Genomic DNA, 21,488 nt, shown 5'->3' with positions numbered 1-21,488 from the left:
TTATACCACTCCTTTATTTCTCTTCATTTCATTAATTGTTTCTTTCAAATGAAAGTAATTATGGATGGAACGCAATCTCATATATTCTCTAGGTGACGGGATTAAGATCTCACTCGCATTATTTTTACAAATTGGACATAGACAAGGTAATGGGTTTTCTAATCGATTCATGGAATTAGGCTTCGCACGAGACTCTGCTAAATAATAAGTTCGAAAAGGATTACTATAAAAAACTTGATAATATGCTGCCGCCATCGTTGGTCTAGATGAGTCACATGAAGCAATCCCTAGATCAATCATCGTTTTGATTTGCAATAATCCTGTCACTCCAAAAACGTGTAAGTTTGAGGCACCTACTATGCTAGACGCGAGTTTAATTATTGCTATTTGTTCTGTAAAACCTTTTGATAGTAGCGATCCAATACCAAACTTTTTATACCCCATTTTTTGCAATTCATGGATGGAGTAAATAATACTCGCTTCATCGTACCCCTGGATGACTCCCATACAACTGAATCTATCATCCTTACAGCTATTTGTAAGCGCAATAAATTCCTGCGCATTAAATAATGTTCGCTCCATTGAATAGTACTTCTGGCTTAATGTTTCTTTATGTAGCATAGGTTCATCAAAATGAACTAGCGTTATTTCTGTAGATTCTGGGCACCCATCATAAATGGAGGTTTGAATATCAAACACCTCCTTCAATGAAGGACGTTCTTTCTGTCTTACATAATAAACGGAACCACAATCAACTAATAATTTGCTAGGTCTCTTTTGAAATCTCTTAAGAGTCCCTCGATTGTCAGGAACTGCACTGACAAGCATAAAACAATCGGGAAAATAATCGATGAAATAAGCGTCACTATGAGACCAACTGATGTAGAAATCCAATTTCAATCCCTCCAAGTATTCACTGTCACACGCACAACATTCATATATTTAATTACGTGATATTACGTGATTTACAGATCATAACATAAATTTTTAAAGTCAGCTAGTCTCATGATAAAAAGATAAGGGAGCCTAGGGCTCCCTTATCCATTCTTTCCATATTTGATAAATCAATTCTTTATCCGCCTTATTGAGTCTAATTTTCTTTTTCTCACCGATGATCTTGAACCACATAGGATTGTTTCTATCAAAAAACTCTCCAAACCATTCTTCATATTGCTTCTCTTTTGCAATATCAGGTATTTCAGGGATTCTTTTATCAATCCACTGTTCAAAGAAAAAGCGCAAGTACATCTCCCACGCAAAGCTAAGATCACCGACATAACTTTCACGATACTTAATTCTTATTTGTACTGGTAAATACCCTAGGCACTCAAAGCTTGCTTGCAACATTTTAATATAGTTTATTAATACTGTTACCATTTGCTTACTGTCTTCCATGCCGCCTATTTGATTATCAAAAACATAAATAAGCATTTCTCGTAAAGAGATTAACGTCATAACTTTTGTTGAATTCTTGCTAAGTCTCGTGCCTTTCTCAATGAGCACATTAAACTCTTCAACTTTGAGGAGCGCACTTTCTATTATAAAAGGTAAAAAATCATTTTTAATAATAATAAGAATGGGGAGATCATATTCCTTTTTGCCCGCTGGAAGAGCATATCTTAATACAGGGTCGACTAAATTAATTTGCTCTAAAGAAATTTGTTGCACTTCGCTACATATTACCTCACTGAAATTGAGATGATTTGAATCAGGATGAAGAGAATCTAACTTAGATTCTTCTATATCACCTAATGTAGTTATTCCAAGAAATATTCTGGAATCTCCTTGTTTCAACTCGTGAAAATGACTTACATATAGAATGCTCATTTTTCAGCCACCTATCGCTGGAGAAGCCCCCAGATTGATATTCCAGGGGCTTTACCATTGGTGTTATTTATTCCCGATGTTCTCCATTATCTTTTGACGCATATCTTTCACTTGACAGTAGTAAGCATGGGTGTTGTGAAAGCCTCTACGCCGGTTACGGTTGTTTCCTCTAAATATCACAACATCAATCCCAATCGAACTGCATATTGGGCAAGTACAATCTTCCCAGGGTCTTTCCATGAGCAACTCATAATAAAGATCTTCGTGTGCTTCTCTATTTTCCCCTAATAACTCATCGTACTCAAGAATAGCTTTTAATGCTTCATCGATTTGAATCACTTTGTTATCAAATTTGCGAAGTGCAGATAGTGCCTTTTGTTCTAACTCTTTATACTGTAAAAATTCCCCTTTCCCTTCCATTACCATCTTTTTCACTCGACCGGCTGTTTCACTTGCTTCAGGGATTCTTATCGCTGTATAGTGCTTTCCTTCTACGGTATGATAATTGTGTCCTGTACCCAACCATGCTCTTCTTAATGGAGAAGCGGAGTCGAATGACGTCATCCCCAGTTTATGAAACGATCGCATGGTTCGCATATCCCGAGCTACCCCAAAAAGATGTAATCGAAAATCTTCATTTGGAATAATCGGAGAAATTTCTTTAAGGATTCCATAGATCACGTCAGATTTTTCTCTCGCTAGTCCGCCAAGGGCTACTCTCGTGTAACCCAAGGAGATTACTTTCTCTACCGCCTTTCTGAATGAGACAGGATCCCATCCTTGAACAACACCAACAGGTAAAAATTCGCAATTCATATCCCTGTGTATTTGAATAAAATCCTTTGCGTTTTCAAGCGTTATTTCATATCTATAGTCCCGAATTTTCTCATCTCTTTGAAATGGCCCAACAATAAGATGATCAATAGATACACCAAAATTAAATTTATGCCCTTCATAATATTGAATAACTTCCTCTGTTTTATAGGGAGGTTCGTCCTGATCAATATAAGTAAAAGCACCACAGTCACCCATAATCGGATAATCTTCAGGCAATTTAAGAAATTTACGTATCCCCATTTCTTCGATTAACTGCCGTTTTTGTTTTGTTGCACCATCAATGTTTACTTTAGAGATCAGGATCCCATCATATTGCGGTTGATCAAATAATTGATGAGCATAAACATCATTGACTAGAGGATTTCTTGTCTTTTCCGAAAAGTCATTAAAGAAATCGTAATTTGGATCTACGCGATCATCATTTTCGGGCATAAAGAAATGAAAGTCTTTTCTAAAATTCTTACTTACCTTTGGTACTGGATATAATTCAGAATGAAACTTTAACAGGTCATTGCTATTATCTTCAATAAAGAGTTCCAATTGTTTTTCACTATTAATAGTACCCAAAATATATTCTCGGATTACAGCTGGATTCTGGTCAATTGCAGTCCACACTTCAGATGGATTCTTTTTAGCTGCTGTTAGTAATTGAGCAAATAAGTATCCCTTGATGCCAATGAGACCGAACCTAAACTTCTTAGCTTCTTTTTCACCTATACTAAGCAAATAATTTCGATCATCAAGTAAGATCCTTTGTTTACTTGATTCTCCGGCAAAGAATATCAGTTTTTGATCTTCACGAGTTTGAATAGGCCACTCAATAGCCTGTAGATATTTATCACCAAGTAAGAAGAAAATCAAATCGTAATTTTGAATTCGCGCTTTGAGATCTTCGGTAACTCCTTGTTGTTTTGCCCAACGTCGAATAAAAGTAGAATCCATATTGTTGAAAGTAACTTCATATGGGACGATTTCTTCTTCCTCAGGAAGCAAACCATATCCTGCGGAGAGAATATTAACATCTATTTTTGCACCGGCATCTCGATACAATTCAATACCTTTCTTCAATGCCAAATGTTGACTACCCTTGTATAATTCCCAAGCTTTATACTTCTTAAGTTCCCTTTCCCGTTTAATTCGCACTTCTTCATTTTTAAAATCATCTAGTAAAAGTTGATTCTCCGTTTCTCCATATTTTTCTCCTGTACATGATGTTACTATAAGGATGCGTTTATCCATGCCATTCTTCCACCTTTAAGAGATACTAATATTTCTAAATACCATAGAACAATCTGATCTATATAGTAACACAGTTACGATATACCTGTAAGTAAGGTTCGTTCAGAACCCATTAATTAGAACTATGTGAACAACATTTTTACTGTTTGAAATGCTATAATAAAGTCTCATCTTGATTACAAAATAATAAAATAAGTTTATGGATAGGAGTAAAATTATGAATAAAAAAGCATTAGTGGTCTTTTCAGGTGGTCAAGACAGCACAACCTGCTTAATTTGGGCATTAAAAGAGTTTGATGAGGTGCAAACTGTTTCGTTTGCATATGGTCAAAGACACTCTTTAGAACTGGAATGCGCTAAAAATATCTCAGAGAACTTCTCCGTCAAACACCATGTTTTAGACCTTGGTTTACTCAATCAATTAGCCCCAAATGCGCTTACAAGAACAGATATTGATATTAAAGAAGGAAAAGAAAATGAATTGCCATCTACTTTTGTGGATGGGCGAAATCACTTGTTCCTTTCATTCGCTGCAATTCTAGCCAAACAACTCGGATACCATCATATCATAACTGGCGTATGCCAAACTGACTTTAGCGGGTATCCTGACTGCAGGGATGTATTTATTAAATCGCTTAACGTCACACTAAATCTATCTATGGATTTTAATTTTGTTATTCACACTCCGCTTATGTGGCTTGACAAAAAACAAACATGGGCACTTGCAGATGAACTTGGCCATTTTGAATATGTACGTAAAAAAACACTGACATGTTATAACGGCATCATCGGTGATGGATGTGGAACTTGTCCTGCTTGTAAATTAAGAAGCAATGGATTAAAGCTATATCTTGAAGAACGTAATAAGGACCTTAGTTAAATGATGAACACAGTTAAGGTTTGCAAAATTTTCACTTTTGATTCAGCCCACCAACTTATTGGACACAAAGGTAAGTGTGCAAACGTACATGGTCATACATATAAGTTGGAAGTGGTTCTTAGCGGCATTTTACAAGGACCTGAAAACCCCTCTGAAGAAGGCTTTTTAATTGATTTTGGAGATGTAAAGCGTGTTGTTAAACAAGCTGTAGTGGATGACTTAGATCATGCATTTATTGCATCAGGTAATGAACCAGTTTTACACACCTTGCTAGAAACCAATTCAAAAGTTGCTGTACTTGGTTTTCGATCAACCGCTGAAAATCTATGTTCCTATATCTGTTTTAAAATCAAAGAAGCGGGACTCCCTGTGTTTTCTGTTAAACTCTGGGAGACTCCAACCAGTTGGGCTGAAGTTCTCTCGGAGAACATTCCTATGTCTGGACCTTATTATAAATTGAACGGGGGGTGTGATAGTGAGTAAGTTACCCGTTATTGAAATTTTCGGTCCTACAATTCAAGGTGAGGGTGCAGTCATAGGTTTGAAAACCATGTTCGTTCGAGTTTATGGTTGTGACTACAAGTGCAAATGGTGTGATTCTGCTTTTACATGGAATGGTACAGGAAAGTCCTGGGTTAAGCAGTTACTGACAGAGGAGATTATTCAACAACTTCAAGCCATTGGTTTAGAAGGTTGTAAATATGTTACGATTTCCGGAGGAAATCCTGCACTTTACGGTTCGCCAATTAAAGAGTTGATTAAAACACTTCATAAATTGAATAAAAAGGTAGCTATCGAAACTCAAGGTAGCATTTATCAGGATTGGTTTAATAATGTAGACATTCTTACCATTAGTCCAAAACCTCCAAGTTCGGGAATGGATACAAAACTGGAAGTGCTTCGAGATATCATGTCACGATTAGATAATAATAATGCATCACTTAAAGTAGTTGTTTTCGATGAAAAAGATTATTTATTTGCCAAGCAAGTTCACCAGGAATTTCCATCTTTTCCATTTTACTTGCAGGTAGGAAATGATGACGTTCAAAATGAAGGAAACATTTCAAGCCAACTCCTTACAAAGTTAGAATGGTTATTCAATCAAGTCATGGATGATCCTGAAATGTTAGAAGCAAGAGTATTACCACAACTTCATGCTCTTGTATGGAGCAATAAGAGAGGAATATAACAAAGAGAGAACAGATATCCACGGCTTTCTATCGCCGAGAATCTGTTCTCTCTTAAATTATTGGCAGAGTCTAGATAGTTTAATTTGGTTGTTGAAACTGACGATGATTTTTTGCGGCCAAGGATATAACCATTGCTGCTAGTATTTGCATTAAAGTTTTCACAATGATTTGTCCAATAATCGCCATCGGCACGGCACTCCACGGAATAAATCCCGCTCCTAGCGGGGATAGACCGATAATAACGAACACAACACTGTCGAGAAATCCTCCTACGACTCCACTATATAAAACCCTATAGGACAACGGAAGTTTCAAACGAGTGTAGATTTCAGTATCTGATGTTTCTGAGATTATAAAGGTAACTGTAGAAGCAAATACAATCCATAATGTATCCCCGAGTGAATATGACGTTAGCGCTGATAAAATAACAGCAACTGCCATTGAAAGATAAGCACCTTTTCTACCTATGGCATTCTGAACAAAATCTCTAAGGAAAAACGTGAATCCAATAATAAATGAACCTGCAGGAACAATAAATGCTCCAAAATGAAATGGCTCTAGTGAAGCAGTAACAACATTTGCTGCGACTATAGCTATCAAGTACAAAATTACAAATATCAACTTGTATTTCTTCATCTAATCAATCCCCTAATCGTTTTATATCCTCATTATATCTTAATATCTAGAATTCAGCTACCCCCTTCGACATTTCGTTATGCCGAAACTACCATATCCGATCTCTAGGATTTGATCTCCATTTGTACATTCATTGCATAGAAAAAGTGAGAGTAGCTTTCGATTAAAACTTAGTAAATGCACTCTGATTAGTTGAATTGCCCACAGTAACTTATCACATAAGACTCACTTAATAAATTTACTTTTGTTAAAGTATTTTTTTTTACAAAGACAGAAAGCAAAAGTCTAAAAAATCTCACTAGCGTTGTATTAATGTTATCTAAATATTCGCAACTTTCTGTCTTATCTACATTTGAGCACAAAAAATATCCTTTACAATAGATAGGAAAGGTAGACCTGTCCATAAATCTATTGAAAAAGGATACTCGCATGGACAATCGTACGCTATTATCTTCATTTGGTAAATGGGTTGGACCCATCTGTACAAAAACGTTCACAACTGCTGTGACGGAATGCCAGCAGGATAAGTACACGAAGAAGCTGACAACCGCAGCGTATCTAAAGCTGTTTCTGCTCGCACAACTGCAGGAACGCGAAGGCTTGCGTCACATTGCCGACGACGTGCTGTGCGAAGACCTGCAGCGAGAACTCGGACTACCATCCATCTCGGCATCGCAACTCAGTAGAAAGCAAAAGCAAGTCGATCCCGAACTTTTGCGACAGGTATTCGAACGGTTGGCCAGGCTTGTAATGTCTCGCCAAGGAACTACGGCTCACCGTTACAAAATTAAAATCATCGACTCGACAACAGTGACCTTGTGTTTGCAAAAATTCAAATGGGCCGAATTTCGCAAGACGAAAGCGGGCATCAAAATCCATATGCGACTTGCCTTTATGGATGAGCAAGGCGTTATTCCGGAAAAAGCAACCATAACGGCTGCTAAGAAAAATGACCGTACCCAGTTGAATGAACTCGTTCATGAACCCGGTGTCACGTACATCTTTGATCGCGGCTATATCGACTATGCGGCGTTCGATCGCTACTGCCTGGATGGTATCCTGTTCGTGACACGTCTGAAGAGCAACACGCATATAGAGCCGCTTGAAGAATATGATGTCCCCGAGGGCAGCGGGGTTTCCGCCGATTGGTGCGTCCGAATCGGCTCGCAGCAGAAGAAAATGAAGCATCCGCTCCGGATGATCGAGACACAAGATTCGGAGGGTAATCAGCTCTTCCTGGTAACGAATCGCTTCGATCTGACGTGCGATGAGGTTAGTGAAATGTACTGTAGTCGCTGGGCGATCGAGCTCTTTTTTAAGTGGATCAAACAGCACCTGCAGATCAAGCATCTTTATGGCACAAGCGAGCATGCTGTAGCCAACCAGATTTGGATTGCTCTGATTGCATTTTGCTTGCTCATGCTCGTGAAGTTGGAAACGAAGGTGCAACACAGCCTGTTACAGCTCACGCGCTGGTTGACGAAACTTTTGTGGCAACCGCATGGCCGTTGGTTTGAGCGACTCAAGAAAAGCCAAGTCGCCCGTCAAAGGGACGACAGCGAAAACGAGAAGTTGATTAATTGGCAAACCTGTTTAGTAACCATCTGTGAACAAATTTACATAAATCAACCAAATGGAAGAGCTACCTTTAAGGGCTGTCTGACCTTTTTTATTTCACCTTGAAAATAAGTTTTCCGAAAATTCGTTCACTTCAAGTGATGAAGTTTTATGCAACGCTAGTGAAAAAATCTATATTATATTGAGTCTGTAAAATAAATTGTGTAAACTCCAAAACATATTAAAAGAGTTGTTTGCTGAAACGCTGCAAGAAATGCTAGAGGGCGAAATGGATGCGCATCTAGGCTACCAAAAGCATGACGTGCAGGGCAAGCAGACCACCAATAGCCGTAAGGGCAAGAGCAAGAAGAACATCACCAGCGAGTATGGCGAGCAGGAAATCGCCATTCCTCGTGATCGCGAAGGTGAGTTTGAGTCGCTTGTCGTGAAAAAGCATCAGTCCAATGTGACGGGGATCGAGGACCAAATCATAGCCCTCTATGCGAAGCAGGTAAGTACGCAGATATTCAAAACCACTTGCACAATCTATATAGTATTGAGGTTTCACCAACCTTCATCTAGCATGAGTCCGCTAAGTTCTAGCTTAGTGTCTTAAATGATCTGAAAACCCACGGAGTACAAGATATTCTTATCACATGCTTAGACAAGCTAACCGACTTCACACAAGAGATTCAGCCTGTTATCCACAGACAGAAATTCAGAAATGCATCATTCATCAGATCTGTAATTCAACCTGTTTTGTCTCCTACAAAGATCTAAAGAAAGTGACGACTGCTCTCAAACCGATCGACAAAGCGGTAAACGAGGAGATGGCTCTTTTAGAATTGGATCACTTTGAGGAAATCTGGGGCACCCAATACCCACTTATCTTGCGCTCCTGACGCAATAACTGGGAGGGGCTTGCTACCTTCTTTAAATACCCTGCATAAATCCGTAAAATTATTTACACGAATAACCCCTAGTTATTTTCTGGTTTCGACTTATATTCGGATATTCCCCTAAATTTCCTCTACCAAAACTTTTTATACCCGTTAACTCAACTTTCGCAGAGTCAAAATCGAGTTGACCCCCTACCGGGGTTAAAGTGGAGCATGTTTAAGTAAGGGGCTTGCCGACATAGAAAAACACCACTTCATTTGGTAAAGTGAGATTGTCGAGATCCACTAAACCACAGAAGAGGTGTCCCTTCCATGATAAAGCAAAAGTCGTCCCTAGATCAACTCCCACCTGAAATGAGACCTGCCTTTCAGGAACTCGGTGTACTGACGCACCTGAGAAAAGCAGGATTCAGAAAGGCTTTTGGCTATACCTGCTCTCATCTGTTCCTGCTCGTTTTTGTACTACTCTTCCATCAGAAAAACTGGTTTCGCCTGCTGGAAAGTGCCAAAGGTGAAGTCTTTCCTGGCAAAGATACGGTCTATCGGTTTCTCAATCATAGCCGCTTCGCTTAGCGGCGCTTCTTGACTTCGCTCAGCAGTGACACGGTGCAGCGGGTCGAAACCCTGACTTCTGTCACGAGAACCTCCGTGTTCATTGTGGATGATTCCATGTTTGAACAAAATCGGAGCAAAGCTGTAGAACTGCTCGCTCGTTTCAAGGATCACGCGACGGGTGCATACTATAAAGGGTTTCGTATGCTGACCTTGGGCTGGTCGGACGGTCATACGTTTCTCCCCTTGGACTTCGCTTTACTGAGTTCCGTGAAAGCTGGACTCACCGGCATGAATCCGGGAATCGACAAGCGCTCCTGCGGGTACAAACGCCGGAAGGAAGCCTTACTTTCTGCCCCGCATCTAGTTTCCGAACTGCTGGATCGGGCTACCGCTTCCGGGGTTTCTGCGACTTACGTACTCATGGATAGCTGGTTTACGCATGCGCCCTTGATTGGGCGGATCGTAGACCGGGGACTTCACGTCATGGGTATGGTGAAAAACGACAACAAGCGGTATCTCGTTCATGGCAAGCCCGTCGATCTCAAAGGTCTTTACCAAGCCGCTCCGCGCGTCCAGGGGAGGCACCGGAATATCCTGCGCCAGATCCATACAGAGCTGGTTCCCGGTATTCCAGTCGTCGTCGTTTTTGTCCGACATCGCTCGAAGAAAAACGAGTGGCTCGCGATTCTATCTACGGATCTTACGCTGACGGCACCGGAAATCATTCAAACCTATGGTCTTCGCTGGGACATCGAAGTCTTTTTTAAATGCGCTAAATCCTTGCTGCGCCTGCAAAAAGAGTTTCAAGGGCGCTCCTACGATCTGCTCATTAGCCATACCACGATTGTCTTTTCCCGCTATATTCTGCTGGCCTGGCAGCATCGGCAAAGCACCGATCAACGGACGCTTGGCGGACTGTTTTATTTGCTTTGTGATGAAGTTGGCACGTTGGATTGGGCACTTGCTTTACAACAACTGGTGGAATTGATGAATGAAATCGCCAATCAAGTCGGCAAGAAACTATCCGCTATGATTAAAAGTCAACTCCAGCATTGGATTTCCGCTCTGCCCAACTACATCAAGGTTTACTTGCCGATTTCATGCTGCGAAAGTTGAGCCGTTAACTTCTAAAAATCATTTCTATATTATATTCCTGATACCTATGCATGATAGGTAGTCCTTACATGAGACAAACCATTTAAAAAGCCGAACACATATGTGTTCGGCTTTCTATTTTCAACTACCATATTCAGGAGGGAAAACCAATGAACCATTACCACAAAGAAGAACTAAAAAGACTTATTTCAGAATCATTACGAGAAAAGCAAGATAGCTATGTTATTCAAGAACTCTTTCATCAATTCCCCACTGCAACTGAACTACTGGATGTTTCAGAACAGCAGCTTATTACCATTAAAGGAATTGGAAACAGTAAAGCACGGCAAATCACCGCAATGCTTCAACTAGCAAAAGCTCTTGTAGTTCCTGCTCAAATTAACTACACCATTCGTAAACCTAAAGATGTATTTGACCTTATTGAACCAGATGTGAGGCATTTAACAAAAGAGCATTTTATCTGTCTATTCTTGAATACAAAGAATAAAGTAATTTGTACGGAGACCATCTCTATTGGCTCTCTGAATGCTGCAATCGTACACCCTAGAGAAGTATTCCGTGCAGCTATTAAACGCTGTAGCGCATCCCTCATATGCGTACACAATCATCCGAGTGGAGATCCTACCCCTTCACCTGAAGACGTGAATCTCACAAAACGGTTAATAAATGCTGGTGAAATAGTGGGAATTGAATTACTTGATCACGTTATTATTGGGAATTCTAGCTTCGTAAGTCTTAAAGAACAAGGTTCCATATAAAAGCTAATAGTTCAATTTTATTTACCTATAGTTTCAAATGATGTATACTGTTTGCGATTGGTTCTAATTACTCACGACTTTACAATAGGGAGGAATACTATTAGCTTGCTGTTTTACATGCATTAAAGAAATAACGATTATACTACTCTATACGAATTCAAAGGAGAAAATTTAAATGAAAACGACAACGATTAAGGCATTACTACAAAATCAAAATTCGAAGTACTCCGATCAAAGAAAAAAAGTATTCAGCTTCACTCGCAATACATTTTTCTTCATGCTCTTCTTCGTCGTATTACTTGGCTGTTCTGCTTCTGACCCCATAAAAGATGAACTTTTAAGTTACAGTAATGAATATATCCTACCACTAGAGAGCGATAAAACTGATATTCTCGATGCATATAATAGCGTAATAGATGACAGCAACGCTACTGACGAAAACATTAGTACTGTACTAAGTGAGATAATCCCTAAATATCGGACATGGATTGAAAAGCTTGAAGCCATTCGTCCTGAAACGGATACAGTGAGGGAACTACATGAGATTTATATAAGTGCTTCAAACAAGCAGTTTAATGCATTTGTGCAGATTCAAGCTGCAATAGAACAATCGGACAGCAATTTAATAAGTGCAGCTAACGAAAAGCTCGATGAAGCTCGAAGTGAAATTCGGAATTATGAGAACAAACTTGCAAGCTTGGATAAGGAATACAATATTGTAAGAGAAGAATAATCGAGGAATTCCAAGAGCGAAGGTTAGAAAATCATGCTAAATGAAGAGCTACAAGCTAGTAGTACTTCTGAACAATATATTCTTACGGACGATCCATTGAAAAAATTAATGAAGCTTACCCTATCCTTATCACGATTTTTACTGTGTATTTTGTGATAAAGGCAGGTTTTGTTGGATTGTTGGATTAGAATTGTAATTGGATGGGTAGCAGCTTATATAATATTACAATTCATTTCAGCTATTAGGTTATTTAAGCTGAATTATAAAGATCATTCATTTCCTAACTTTCTTACAGCTGATAAACTATACGGTTACCTTTCTAAATCGTTGACCATCCAAATTTCGCTGTAAATAAAGGTATATTAGGAGTCAGGCTGATTTATAAAAATACAACTTCTCACAGGTTACTCATTAATCGTGATAAAAAGGTCTATTCAATTGTGTCCAAACTGACAAGTAAGAACGTAATTAAGAAGAGACATAATCCCGTGGTGACAGAATATAGAAATACTTATGCAATAAAGCCATTGATTCAAAAAGCTGTAGAGGATGCTATGAACGCAACTACTTGATTCATTTTGTACATAAGGGGAAATCTATTGTTCCCCTTATTTTTGTGTTGATTTATCATCCATATGTGAAAACATTAGTTCCACTAATTCCAAAACCATGAGTTGATCCATTAGAGAGCGACTCATCAATACTTGATTAAGTTTATTGATATAATGATTTTCCTGAATCTCTATGGCTTCAGATAATAAGTAATCTATAGTCACTCCAAGCTGATTAGCTAACTTTACAAGTGTATCTAAGGATAAACTTCTTTCTCCACGTTCGATCTGTCCAATATAAGCGTGAGAAACATCTATTTTTTCAGCTAGTCTTTCCTGTGTAAGGTTATGCTTCTGCCGCTCTTGGCGAATCCGAGTACCTAGTATTGTATAGTCCATAAATTATCCCTCCTACACTAACATTAGTGAAAAAGAAAGCATAAGATAACGAACTAATTGTTTCAAAATATAGTCTTATAGTTTCATTATTCTGATTTTCATGCATAATCAATAAAGTGAGGTTCTAATTCTGGTGAATATCAAAAATATGTTATCTATGTATCAAAGAGTACGATACAAAATATTGGCGAAAAAATACGAATTCTGCGGCTCCAAAATGGACTAAGTCAAAGAACAATTGACGCTTCATCCCAGGCTCAATACAAGTTATCTGGGCCAAGTTGAGCGCGGTAAAAAAATCCGACGATCAAAACGTTAGATAAAATTGCAAGTGGGATTGATACTTCACTTGAAACTTGATCGTAAATCCGGAACAGAAGAGTAGTACTTCAAAAGAGAAGAATGCTTTACTGACTGTTCTAACGTCGCATGGTCTCAGACAACTTATCATCGACACAATCAAGAATAATGTATCAGACACACATTCTGCTTTTTCCAAATGCAAGAATAAGAGCTAGAAACTACACGAGAGAAAGCTTGACCTATTCGTGTAATAATCATTGAAGCTTTAAAGACGTAGTAGCACTCAATATCTTTGATCGAGGAGGATTTCTTTACATGCAATCCCAATCTAGTGAAACCAAACTAACCACTATCGAATCTGCTTCGTCGTCTATTCAGCTTGAGAATCCCATGAAACCATTCAAAAAATTGTATCCTATCCTCATTCTTCTAGGAGCCATTGCTTTTGCTGCAATGGGAGGTGCAGTAGGATGTTTGTTTGGAGTTGTTATTGGTTGGGCGGCAGCCTATCTTGTTATGCAGTTTATAGCTGGCATAAAACTATTCAAATTGAATTACAAAGATCATCCTATTCAAAACTCCATTACGGACGAGCAGTTGTATCAATATCTTTCTACCTCTTTTTCTCATCCTGACATCAAGGTTGAAAAAGGCACGTTTGGAGTAAGTTTCGTTTATATGAATACAACAGCGCACAGAATCCGAATCAACCATAAAAACAAAACATATTCTATTATTTCAAAGTTAACAGTAAAAAAGCGTATTTTCAAAAGACACAATCCTGGTGTCACCGAATATATATGCACCTTTGCAGTTACGCCTATTCTACTGAAAGCAGTTGAGGAAGCGGCTAACACCCTAGCTCAATCCAGTGATGTTTAGCCGCTTGTACACTTAATATCAGAGGTGATTACGATTATTGGAATTTATGTACTTCTCACCATACCGTTCGGTTGGATACTAATAAGTAGATTACAACGGAATGTTATCTTTTTTACAAATATTTCAAAATACATCATCTACAAGATCATTATCTCCACATTCATCGGCTGGGCAGTTGCTCCATTTTACTTGATTCTTATCTTATTCAAAATGATACATTGGATGACTAAAGCCGGGAAATCGAACAATACATAAACCTTGAAGGGAAAATACAATATGAGTGAATGGCTTATATCTCTGGTTGAATCTATCAGGAACCGCACCATGACAAGAGAAAATCTTGAACCTTCCTATGGCTCCGTCATTTATACTGAGTTAGGATTTGGATTAATGGAGCATTCTGGTATTTATATGTCAGATGGAGCTGTCATTGATTTGAGTGGCGATGGTCGCATTCGACGAGTGAGCCTAAGAGAATTTACAGGGCATATTACGACATTTAACCACGAAATCTATGTTCCTTGCTATCCTGATTGGGATGATACTATTGGCTTTCCAGAAGTAGCCTACAGAGCCTCAGAAATGGTCGGTGAAAGTCGAAGTTACAATTTCATTATGGATAACTGTCATCAATTCTGTGCAGGCTGCCTGACTGGTGATTTTGATAATCAAAACAACTTCCTGTGGATACTTAAAGACATGGTAAAGCGTGAGCGCGGAGAGGAAGTATTATGGAAAAAATGGGACTGGAAGAAGAAGTATAGCTAATTCTTTATTTACAAATTGGGAGAGCCAGAGAAATCTGCTCTCCCTTTATTTATTGAATTGGAGGAACACAATTCATTAATTCCAAATCAAACAAACTAGGCAAATAATCAATCCCTTCCGCTATTGGAATGGTAACAGGATTGATTCCAAGTTCATGTAATCTTTTGATTCGTTTATCAAATTCCTTTTTATCGGAAACCGTTTCTTTTGCCTTCCAAATGCCTCTCTTATCATTGACTAATTCAAGAGTTTCAATCAAAGCCGCTTTCATTTCAGGCTTCAATCTTTTGCTTAGAATGATCCCCTTTACTTTTGATAGTGTGTAGTAATCTCCATTTCCTATAGTTTTTTTGAAGTATTTATGAAGCTCATTCGAAGAAATATCTTCTCGCAAAAATTGAGAAAATCCTTGCTTGCTAAGATCATTGCTCTTAATAAGCCTATACACTTTATTGTAGTGACATTGAACCTCGAATCGAATGGTATAATTCGCACGTTCCTCCTCACACGGCAAATTATTCTCCTTTATATGCTCGCCTTTGTCATAACATTGAATGTTTAGGGTTACATGATTGGGCTTTGATTTCGATTTGCTTTTTCTGAATATATAAAAGCTATGCTCGGTTGGTTCATAGCGCTTACTTGATTCTTTGTACTTTAGAAACAACTGAAAACCGTTTGGAATATCGGCACGTTTAATCAATTTCATGTATAACTTGATATGTTCCGTGTAAATATTGACCGCGAAATCCACTCTCTTAAAACTATAAGCATCTAGATTATCCAAATTAAACTTGAACTTCCGATTACGCCTATTGCTTTCAAACCTCTTTTTAATGGGCTTGAACGCCTTTTTGAATGCAGAGTATATAGATTTTGAATGCTGCATGTCAGCAAGTTGTAAATAATCACTTGCATCTAGAAGCCTCATGGGATTCATAATAATCTCTAATGCCTTATAACTAATACCCTCCTCATATTCTACACTTCGTAAAATGAGTTTTATTCCTGTTTCCTTCAAGAGCAAGTGACAATGATGCATACCAGCTTTCTCATGATAAAATCGGGTGTGATTAGAACGTGACAGTTCTTTCAGAACTTCAAACAAGGCAGAATAAAAATGATAATTTAATTTACAAAACAAATGAACCGTATGCATAAGTAAAAACCTCCAATTAGTATCGATCTTAGGTTTTTGTTATGCGCATTTTTAAAAGTAATACAACAGTGTCTACACTGCGAGAATTGCAGTTAGAGAGACAATAAATGGATAGATAAATAATAAAACATAATATATACGTATATGAAAAAGAGAGGGCAGAGACATCAATAATTCGATGTCTCTGCCCTTCTTTTAATTACACTTGATAATTCTCAACCATCCACGTAAATTACATTTGTACTCTTCAAAACGCAGTAATTAATCGCTTTCCGTATAATCCCTATTCATAAAGTTCTTCTTCAGTTTGTTTAGTTCTCTTTTGTTTGTTTTATGTAACTGCTTCTCTTCTTCTCTGGCTTCGTTTTCACGCGTGACTCTTGCATAATCTTCAAGTAAACTATTAAAGTTGCTCTGTCTGTTCATCTCTACAATAGCTTTAATCATACTAGGAAACTTGTCAGTATTGAATTGTATTGCTCTTCCCTGTAATCCAGTCACCGGCTTTGTAACTCTGTGATTTGATCTATATATCAAATTGGCATCTCTTAGTAATTTACCTAGCTTTATATCACTAATGAAGTCGGAACGATCAGATTGAAACTGGATATGGTTAACGACAAGCTCGTATACAGGTTGCCATGTTAGGCTCATAGTCTTTTCAGACAAATCAACAATGCCTAATATATCACCTTGTCCCATATAAGAGATGCCTTTTACTGTAACAATGATTTTGTCCAGCAAGATCAATTCTTCAAGAGCATCTATAAAAACTTGAACGTCAAGATCAAATGGCGAAACCACCTGTTCCTCTAATAACCCCCAAAAAACTTCTCTTGCTTTCTCACGATATGAGGCACATTCTTCTGGCGTGATGAACTCATTATCCAACCCGTAAGTTAGATAAAAGTTAAATGCTACCGTCAGATGAGCGAAGCTATCTTTCTGCCTACTATGAGCATCTGTTACCGCCGAATATTCGCTACGATTATACTCAAAATCTCGTCTGTAATGTTCTAAGAAATGGGAGCTTAACTTTTCACTGACCCAGTTCAAGTAATCCATAATACTGCTAGAAAAGATGAGCGACTTATTATAACGATTAAATCTTTCTACCTTCAATGGATCATATGTAGCAACTTGCTTCTTATCAAATAAATTATCCATTTGGACACGTACAACTCGCCCTGCGGATGATGTAATATCTGTATTAGCCATTGTAATGAATTTTTCACCTGTAAAAAGCACCATGCCTTCGGGACGAACTGTAAAATTTGCTGACAGTTCTCTATCACCGATATCTCTAATTAATTTTTCGATTTTTTCATTCGTCAAATCGGCTGCCCTTTTCGTTTTTGCAACACCGTAGTCATCGAAGATAGAAACACAATCTCTATTCATGAGAGTCTTGTTCAGGTCTTTCTTAAAATCGTATACATGAACTAGCTTAGGGTTCTCAAAGATTTGAGTAAACATTGTAGTTAAACTCGTTTTCCCCATCCCTGATTTTCCTTCGACCCACATACTGAATCGGGGGGCTAGATCATTTTGCATTAATGGCGATGTAATAATTGAAACCAATACCAGTGAAAGAAGAGCGTGAGTCAGTTTGGGGTCACAAATATTCAGCATATTCAGACTTTCCAAAAATGCTTCTTTAGATGTAATTTGACTATCAAGTTTTAATCTTGATTCCGTTCCTGTAAACCGTATATTTATATCCGTTTCACCAATCACACCACCACTTTGTACGTACACCCATTTATTTTCTATGCAATGCCACCCCGAACTTTCAACATCAAATATCTCTTTCAAATCTTTACTTTGTGACCTAAGGATGAATTTCTTAAAAAACTGATACCCTTTTGTCTCACTAATATTAAACATGCCTAGTGGAATCTGATTACGCAACCAGCTTTTGATTGCTATATCTTTATGCTGCACTTCTATTCCAGGTAAGACTGTGGTTTTTTGACCATCAAATATCAACGCGGTAAAAACGTACGAACCTGTTTTTCCATTTCCCTTTTTTGCGGTTCCCATTGGAATAAGACTGAAATTTGCTATCGGTTTAAGCTTTTTATTTTGGATTATACAAAATTCTCCGTTTTCATTTATATCAAATTCTTCATCGGAATATTTGCTTTTAAATTCCTTCATTAATTCCTCTGGGGAAAAACCATCAAACTCGCTTTCCATATGACAATCTCCTTTTATAAAAAATGTGATAGTGTGATATTTTTTCTCATAAATCTATCACATTAACACATTTTCAACAAGAATATTAGATAAATTCGCCATTCTATCTTCTCCAATGTTACTATTCACAAAACACATTTAGTTTAATAAAATCCGAACCAACGACATCTAATTGAAAGTAATCTGCATTGAACAGTATTGTAATCGAACTCTTGGAAGCTATAAATATATATTATTTCTATGGGTACGATAAATTCATAAAGTGAGGATGAGGCTATGTTTGCTCAGTACGATGATATTATGTTGGTTGAAGATGTCATGGAGGCTTTGAACTTAGGCCGTTCAAAGGTGCTTACGTTACTTCGTAGTAGACAGATAAAGTCATTTAAGATAAAGGGCTATAGAATTCCAAAGGCGGCAGTTAAAGACTTTGTACTCTCGCAAGCGAAGATGAGTCTGGAGCGACACAGAGAATTATCTGAAGAATAATAAAACCAAGGAATAAGCTGCGGCATATTTTTGTCGCGGCTTATTTATATTTTTAAGTATCGTAAGTAGAAAGGAGTGATCCGTTAGCAGTAATGATTGGATGGCCTTTGAGAATAAATGTTGTCGTTAAGGGTTGCTAATAATTGCACGGGTAGTATATGAAACGAATATTGGAGTTTAACTAACGAAGAACTTCTATAAAACGTAAAGAACGGATCATGGCAGAGGTGCAATTACTCCGAACCAAACGCGAGCAATTACTTCATGTCTGCAAACCACATAAAGATTAATTAATGCTGTAACAACTTAGTAATCGGCAGGGGCAATTATGCTCCTGCCTTTTCCATTTTCAAACAAAAAATTGGAGGTTGAAGCACATGAAAGGCAGTTTAAAAAAACGTAATAAATACTGGTACATCATTGTCGAAACGAAGGACGAGTCCGGAAAGCGGAAGCAAAAATGGATTAATACCAAATGCGAGAAAAAGTCCGATGCCGAGAAATTTCTACGAGAAACCCTTACAAAGATCGATAACAATAGTTTTGTGCAGCCACAGCGAAAGCTTACATTCACCGAATTCATACTGGATTGGCTTCATAACGTCATTAAAAGAAAAGTCGAAGAAACCACATGGGAAGGTTATGAGATGGTCGTAACGAAGCATATCATCCCCTATTTCAAGAGCAAGAACGATATGCTGCTACAAGAACTACAACCAATTCACTTGCAAAAGTATTACGACACAAAACATCAAGACGATCAGGCTACAGATAAAAAAGGATTATCCGCTAAAACATTGCGGAGGCATCACGCTAATATTAAGAGCGCATTGGATTTCGCAGTACGAATGAACTTGATTCTGTTTAACCCAGCCGATCGAATTCTGCTTCCAAAGGAAGAGAAGTACAATGCCAACTACTTCACAGTCGAACAGCTCGAAAAGCTATTTGAGGTTTGTTTGGGTACTCCGATTGAGTCGGCAGTATATATCGCCGCGCATTATGGCTTGAGACGTTCCGAAGTGTTAGGCTTAAAATGGGATTGTATCGATTTCGAAGAGAAGACGATTTCAATTGAAGAGGTTCGCGTAAAGATCGGTAAAAAGGTTGTTATCAAGAAGCCAAAAAGCGAAAGTAGCCAACGCATTTTGCCGTTGATGGAAAAAGTCGAGGGATACTTAAAGCTGCTAAAGAAGCAACGTAAACAAAACAAATTGCGATTCGGCGAGGATTACGACAATATCGGTCTCGTATGCTGCTGGCCTAACGGTAGCCCAATGAAATCAGAATACCTGAACCATAAATTAAAAGACATACTCGCCAAGAACGGACTGCCACACATTCGATTTCACGACCTCAGGCATTCGACTGCAAGCTACCTCGTCAAACATGGTGTGGGACTAAAAGAAGTCCAAGTATGGTTAGGCCATTCCACATTTGCAATAACGGCAAATACGTACACACACATTGATATGGAAACGAAAAAAGATACGGCACAAAGGATTAATGATCTATTCTCTAAAAAAGCAAAGGAAGTGTCACAATGAAATATGCCGTTTGGCGGGCACTAAACGATGAAGTAATAACATCTGTACTACTGGACATTGCAAGAGCCCATGTAAAGCTTGCTTTGGAATATAGCAGTACAAACATATTACCTGAGCGTAAAGAGGCCATAAAAGCAGAAATCCAGCGTCTGAGAATGGAACGTGACGGAATCCTCGAACGTATCATCTGAGCCCTTATATCGCTTCATGAAAACAGTACGATATGATCGTGAGCGTATCAGAAAACTCGATAAGAAGCCAGACAAGAAGTACCGTTAGCAAAATGTTAGCAAAACCTCTCCAATAAAGAAAAAAGGTTTCAGCCCAATTGAGCTGAAACCCTTTATTTCCTTGATGATAGGTATGCCGAGGACCGGGATCGAACCGGTACGGTAGTCACCTACCGCAGGATTTTAAGTCCTGTGCGTCTGCCAATTCCGCCACCCCGGCATAATAGATTGAGGTGTACAATGGTGGGCCCTGAGGGACTCGAACCCCCGACCAATCGGTTATGAGCCGACCGCTCTAACCAACTGAGCTAAGGGCCCTCATAAAACGTCTAGCAAGACGATTTAATAGAAAGCGGCTATATATTCCATTCGTACAGCGCATCAATTTGAAATGGCGACATGAATTAATATACAATATATGAGATAGTGAAGTCAAGCATTTTTCTTCATTTTTTTAATCTTTTGATTTAAATCAAAAATCTCACGCCGTAACGCCCCCGCTTGGAGCGAAAAACCTCGACCTCCTGCGGACACTCGTAGCCATAGATCCACCAATCATTTTCCATTCTTCGCACAAGGCAGCCTGCCTGAAATTTTGTCTCGTATAATCGAACCCAATAGATCCACCTCATTGGTATCCCTCCTCACTCATTAGAATACCCAAAAAAGGCTAAATACAGTAATCCATCGACTTTTATACCTTCAAAAACAAACGTCCCGTACAAAGCCATTTC

Annotated in this window: 19 protein-coding genes, 2 tRNA genes and 2 pseudogenes; 13 read left to right on the top strand and 10 right to left on the bottom strand. The window is 38.4% G+C overall.

Annotated features, from left to right (window positions below; genetic code table 11):
• The 3 genes from AC6B99_RS25460 to dpdA form a co-directional block, all read right to left on the bottom strand.
• On the bottom strand, positions 1-894 hold the full coding sequence (locus tag AC6B99_RS25460; protein ID WP_496664515.1) for a queuine tRNA-ribosyltransferase: 894 nt from the start codon (positions 892-894) through the stop codon (positions 1-3).
• A gap of 132 nt (positions 895-1,026) precedes the next feature.
• Positions 1,027-1,827, bottom strand: a complete 801-nt coding sequence (locus AC6B99_RS25455; protein WP_496664514.1) for a hypothetical protein — start codon at positions 1,825-1,827, stop codon at positions 1,027-1,029.
• 63 nt (positions 1,828-1,890) lie between these two features.
• On the bottom strand, positions 1,891-3,903 hold the full coding sequence (gene dpdA / locus AC6B99_RS25450) for a tRNA-guanine transglycosylase DpdA (protein WP_496664513.1): 2,013 nt from the start codon (positions 3,901-3,903) through the stop codon (positions 1,891-1,893).
• A gap of 217 nt (positions 3,904-4,120) precedes the next feature.
• Here dpdA and queC point away from each other — a divergent pair, with 217 nt between their 5' ends.
• From queC to queE, 3 genes are read left to right on the top strand one after another with little or no spacing between them, the layout of a single operon-like run.
• Positions 4,121-4,783, top strand: a complete 663-nt coding sequence (gene queC, locus AC6B99_RS25445; protein ID WP_496664512.1) for a 7-cyano-7-deazaguanine synthase QueC — start codon at positions 4,121-4,123, stop codon at positions 4,781-4,783.
• Positions 4,784-5,266 carry a 6-pyruvoyl trahydropterin synthase family protein gene (locus AC6B99_RS25440; protein WP_496664511.1) on the top strand — a complete coding sequence of 161 codons (483 nt, stop codon included), beginning with the start codon at positions 4,784-4,786 and terminating at the stop codon, positions 5,264-5,266.
• The gene (gene queE / locus AC6B99_RS25435; protein ID WP_496664510.1) at positions 5,259-5,972 is read left to right on the top strand and encodes a 7-carboxy-7-deazaguanine synthase QueE; all 714 of its coding nucleotides are present in this window, start codon (positions 5,259-5,261) and stop codon (positions 5,970-5,972) included. The genes AC6B99_RS25440 and queE overlap by 8 nt, the downstream gene beginning before the upstream one ends.
• Positions 5,973-6,051: 79 nt before the next feature.
• Here the strand turns inward: queE and AC6B99_RS25430 are convergent, their stop codons facing one another.
• Entirely contained in the window at positions 6,052-6,591 is a 540-nt protein-coding gene (locus AC6B99_RS25430; RefSeq protein ID WP_496664547.1) for a VUT family protein, read from the bottom strand.
• Between the two features lie 447 nt (positions 6,592-7,038).
• On the opposite strand from AC6B99_RS25430, the gene AC6B99_RS25425 reads away from it, so the two are divergent.
• The 5 genes and pseudogenes from AC6B99_RS25425 to AC6B99_RS25405 all read left to right on the top strand — a co-directional run bounded on the left by AC6B99_RS25425 (position 7,039) and on the right by AC6B99_RS25405 (position 12,227).
• Entirely contained in the window at positions 7,039-8,292 is a 1,254-nt protein-coding gene (locus AC6B99_RS25425; protein ID WP_496664509.1) for an IS4 family transposase, read from the top strand.
• A 94-nt stretch (positions 8,293-8,386) separates the two neighbouring features.
• Positions 8,387-9,113, top strand: a pseudogene (locus AC6B99_RS25420) (transposase); the annotation flags it as partial.
• Between the two features lie 264 nt (positions 9,114-9,377).
• Positions 9,378-10,736: pseudogene (locus AC6B99_RS25415) on the top strand (IS4 family transposase).
• A gap of 149 nt (positions 10,737-10,885) precedes the next feature.
• Entirely contained in the window at positions 10,886-11,494 is a 609-nt protein-coding gene (radC, locus tag AC6B99_RS25410) for a RadC family protein (RefSeq protein WP_496664508.1), read from the top strand.
• Between the two features lie 175 nt (positions 11,495-11,669).
• Positions 11,670-12,227: a hypothetical protein gene (locus tag AC6B99_RS25405; RefSeq protein ID WP_496664507.1), complete on the top strand. Its 558-nt coding sequence runs from the start codon at positions 11,670-11,672 to the stop codon at positions 12,225-12,227.
• Positions 12,228-12,835: 608 nt separating this feature from the next.
• Here the strand turns inward: AC6B99_RS25405 and AC6B99_RS25400 are convergent.
• Complete coding sequence (locus tag AC6B99_RS25400) at positions 12,836-13,177, bottom strand: helix-turn-helix domain-containing protein (RefSeq protein WP_496664506.1); 342 nt, start codon at positions 13,175-13,177, stop codon at positions 12,836-12,838.
• 618 nt (positions 13,178-13,795) lie between these two features.
• On the opposite strand from AC6B99_RS25400, the gene AC6B99_RS25395 reads away from it, so the two are divergent.
• Complete coding sequence (locus tag AC6B99_RS25395) at positions 13,796-14,362, top strand: hypothetical protein (RefSeq protein WP_496664505.1); 567 nt, start codon at positions 13,796-13,798, stop codon at positions 14,360-14,362.
• Between the two features lie 276 nt (positions 14,363-14,638).
• A complete protein-coding gene (locus AC6B99_RS25390) occupies positions 14,639-15,130 on the top strand; it encodes a lecithin retinol acyltransferase family protein (protein ID WP_496664504.1) in 492 nt (163 codons plus the stop codon).
• Between the two features lie 49 nt (positions 15,131-15,179).
• On the opposite strand, the gene AC6B99_RS25385 is transcribed toward AC6B99_RS25390, so the two are convergent.
• A complete protein-coding gene (locus AC6B99_RS25385) occupies positions 15,180-16,289 on the bottom strand; it encodes a hypothetical protein (protein ID WP_496664503.1) in 1,110 nt (369 codons plus the stop codon).
• A 261-nt stretch (positions 16,290-16,550) separates the two neighbouring features.
• Positions 16,551-18,488, bottom strand: coding sequence for a hypothetical protein (locus AC6B99_RS25380; protein ID WP_496664502.1), 1,938 nt, complete (start codon positions 18,486-18,488; stop codon positions 16,551-16,553).
• A gap of 276 nt (positions 18,489-18,764) precedes the next feature.
• Between AC6B99_RS25380 and AC6B99_RS25375 the strand changes: the two genes are divergently transcribed.
• The 3 genes from AC6B99_RS25375 (at position 18,765) to AC6B99_RS25365 (ending at position 20,715) form a co-directional block, all read left to right on the top strand.
• The gene (locus AC6B99_RS25375; RefSeq protein WP_496664501.1) at positions 18,765-18,977 is read left to right on the top strand and encodes a helix-turn-helix domain-containing protein; all 213 of its coding nucleotides are present in this window, start codon (positions 18,765-18,767) and stop codon (positions 18,975-18,977) included.
• Positions 18,978-19,354: 377 nt separating this feature from the next.
• Positions 19,355-20,524 (top strand): site-specific integrase, encoded by a 1,170-nt coding sequence (locus tag AC6B99_RS25370; RefSeq protein WP_496664500.1) that lies wholly within the window; start codon positions 19,355-19,357, stop codon positions 20,522-20,524.
• A complete protein-coding gene (locus AC6B99_RS25365) occupies positions 20,521-20,715 on the top strand; it encodes a hypothetical protein (protein ID WP_496664499.1) in 195 nt (64 codons plus the stop codon). Before AC6B99_RS25370 ends, AC6B99_RS25365 begins: the two co-directional genes overlap by 4 nt.
• A gap of 173 nt (positions 20,716-20,888) precedes the next feature.
• On the opposite strand, the gene AC6B99_RS25360 is transcribed toward AC6B99_RS25365, so the two are convergent.
• From AC6B99_RS25360 to AC6B99_RS25350, 3 genes are all read right to left on the bottom strand, one after another.
• A tRNA-Leu gene (locus AC6B99_RS25360) sits at positions 20,889-20,974 on the bottom strand.
• 21 nt (positions 20,975-20,995) lie between these two features.
• Positions 20,996-21,072: transfer RNA gene (locus tag AC6B99_RS25355), tRNA-Ile, on the bottom strand.
• 149 nt (positions 21,073-21,221) lie between these two features.
• Positions 21,222-21,386, bottom strand: coding sequence for a hypothetical protein (locus AC6B99_RS25350; protein WP_172455662.1), 165 nt, complete (start codon positions 21,384-21,386; stop codon positions 21,222-21,224).
• Positions 21,387-21,488: the final 102 nt, after the last annotated feature.

The sequence above is a fragment of the Paenibacillus liaoningensis genome (genome assembly GCF_059609455.1).
This window is presented reverse-complemented; position numbering and strand designations above follow the sequence as displayed.

Coding starts and splice junctions, on each gene's coding strand:
- radC (WP_496664508.1), top strand. CDS start 10,886: ATGAACCATTACCACAAAGAAGAACTAAAAAGACTTATTTCAGAATCA.
- AC6B99_RS25365 (WP_496664499.1), top strand. CDS start 20,521: ATGAAATATGCCGTTTGGCGGGCACTAAACGATGAAGTAATAACATCT.
- dpdA (WP_496664513.1), bottom strand. CDS start 3,903: ATGGATAAACGCATCCTTATAGTAACATCATGTACAGGAGAAAAATAT.
- AC6B99_RS25350 (WP_172455662.1), bottom strand. CDS start 21,386: ATGAGGTGGATCTATTGGGTTCGATTATACGAGACAAAATTTCAGGCA.
- AC6B99_RS25400 (WP_496664506.1), bottom strand. CDS start 13,177: ATGGACTATACAATACTAGGTACTCGGATTCGCCAAGAGCGGCAGAAG.
- AC6B99_RS25395 (WP_496664505.1), top strand. CDS start 13,796: ATGCAATCCCAATCTAGTGAAACCAAACTAACCACTATCGAATCTGCT.
- AC6B99_RS25370 (WP_496664500.1), top strand. CDS start 19,355: ATGAAAGGCAGTTTAAAAAAACGTAATAAATACTGGTACATCATTGTC.
- AC6B99_RS25440 (WP_496664511.1), top strand. CDS start 4,784: ATGATGAACACAGTTAAGGTTTGCAAAATTTTCACTTTTGATTCAGCC.
- AC6B99_RS25385 (WP_496664503.1), bottom strand. CDS start 16,289: ATGCATACGGTTCATTTGTTTTGTAAATTAAATTATCATTTTTATTCT.
- queC (WP_496664512.1), top strand. CDS start 4,121: ATGAATAAAAAAGCATTAGTGGTCTTTTCAGGTGGTCAAGACAGCACA.
- AC6B99_RS25455 (WP_496664514.1), bottom strand. CDS start 1,827: ATGAGCATTCTATATGTAAGTCATTTTCACGAGTTGAAACAAGGAGAT.
- AC6B99_RS25375 (WP_496664501.1), top strand. CDS start 18,765: ATGTTTGCTCAGTACGATGATATTATGTTGGTTGAAGATGTCATGGAG.
- AC6B99_RS25405 (WP_496664507.1), top strand. CDS start 11,670: ATGAAAACGACAACGATTAAGGCATTACTACAAAATCAAAATTCGAAG.
- AC6B99_RS25390 (WP_496664504.1), top strand. CDS start 14,639: ATGAGTGAATGGCTTATATCTCTGGTTGAATCTATCAGGAACCGCACC.
- AC6B99_RS25425 (WP_496664509.1), top strand. CDS start 7,039: ATGGACAATCGTACGCTATTATCTTCATTTGGTAAATGGGTTGGACCC.
- AC6B99_RS25380 (WP_496664502.1), bottom strand. CDS start 18,488: ATGGAAAGCGAGTTTGATGGTTTTTCCCCAGAGGAATTAATGAAGGAA.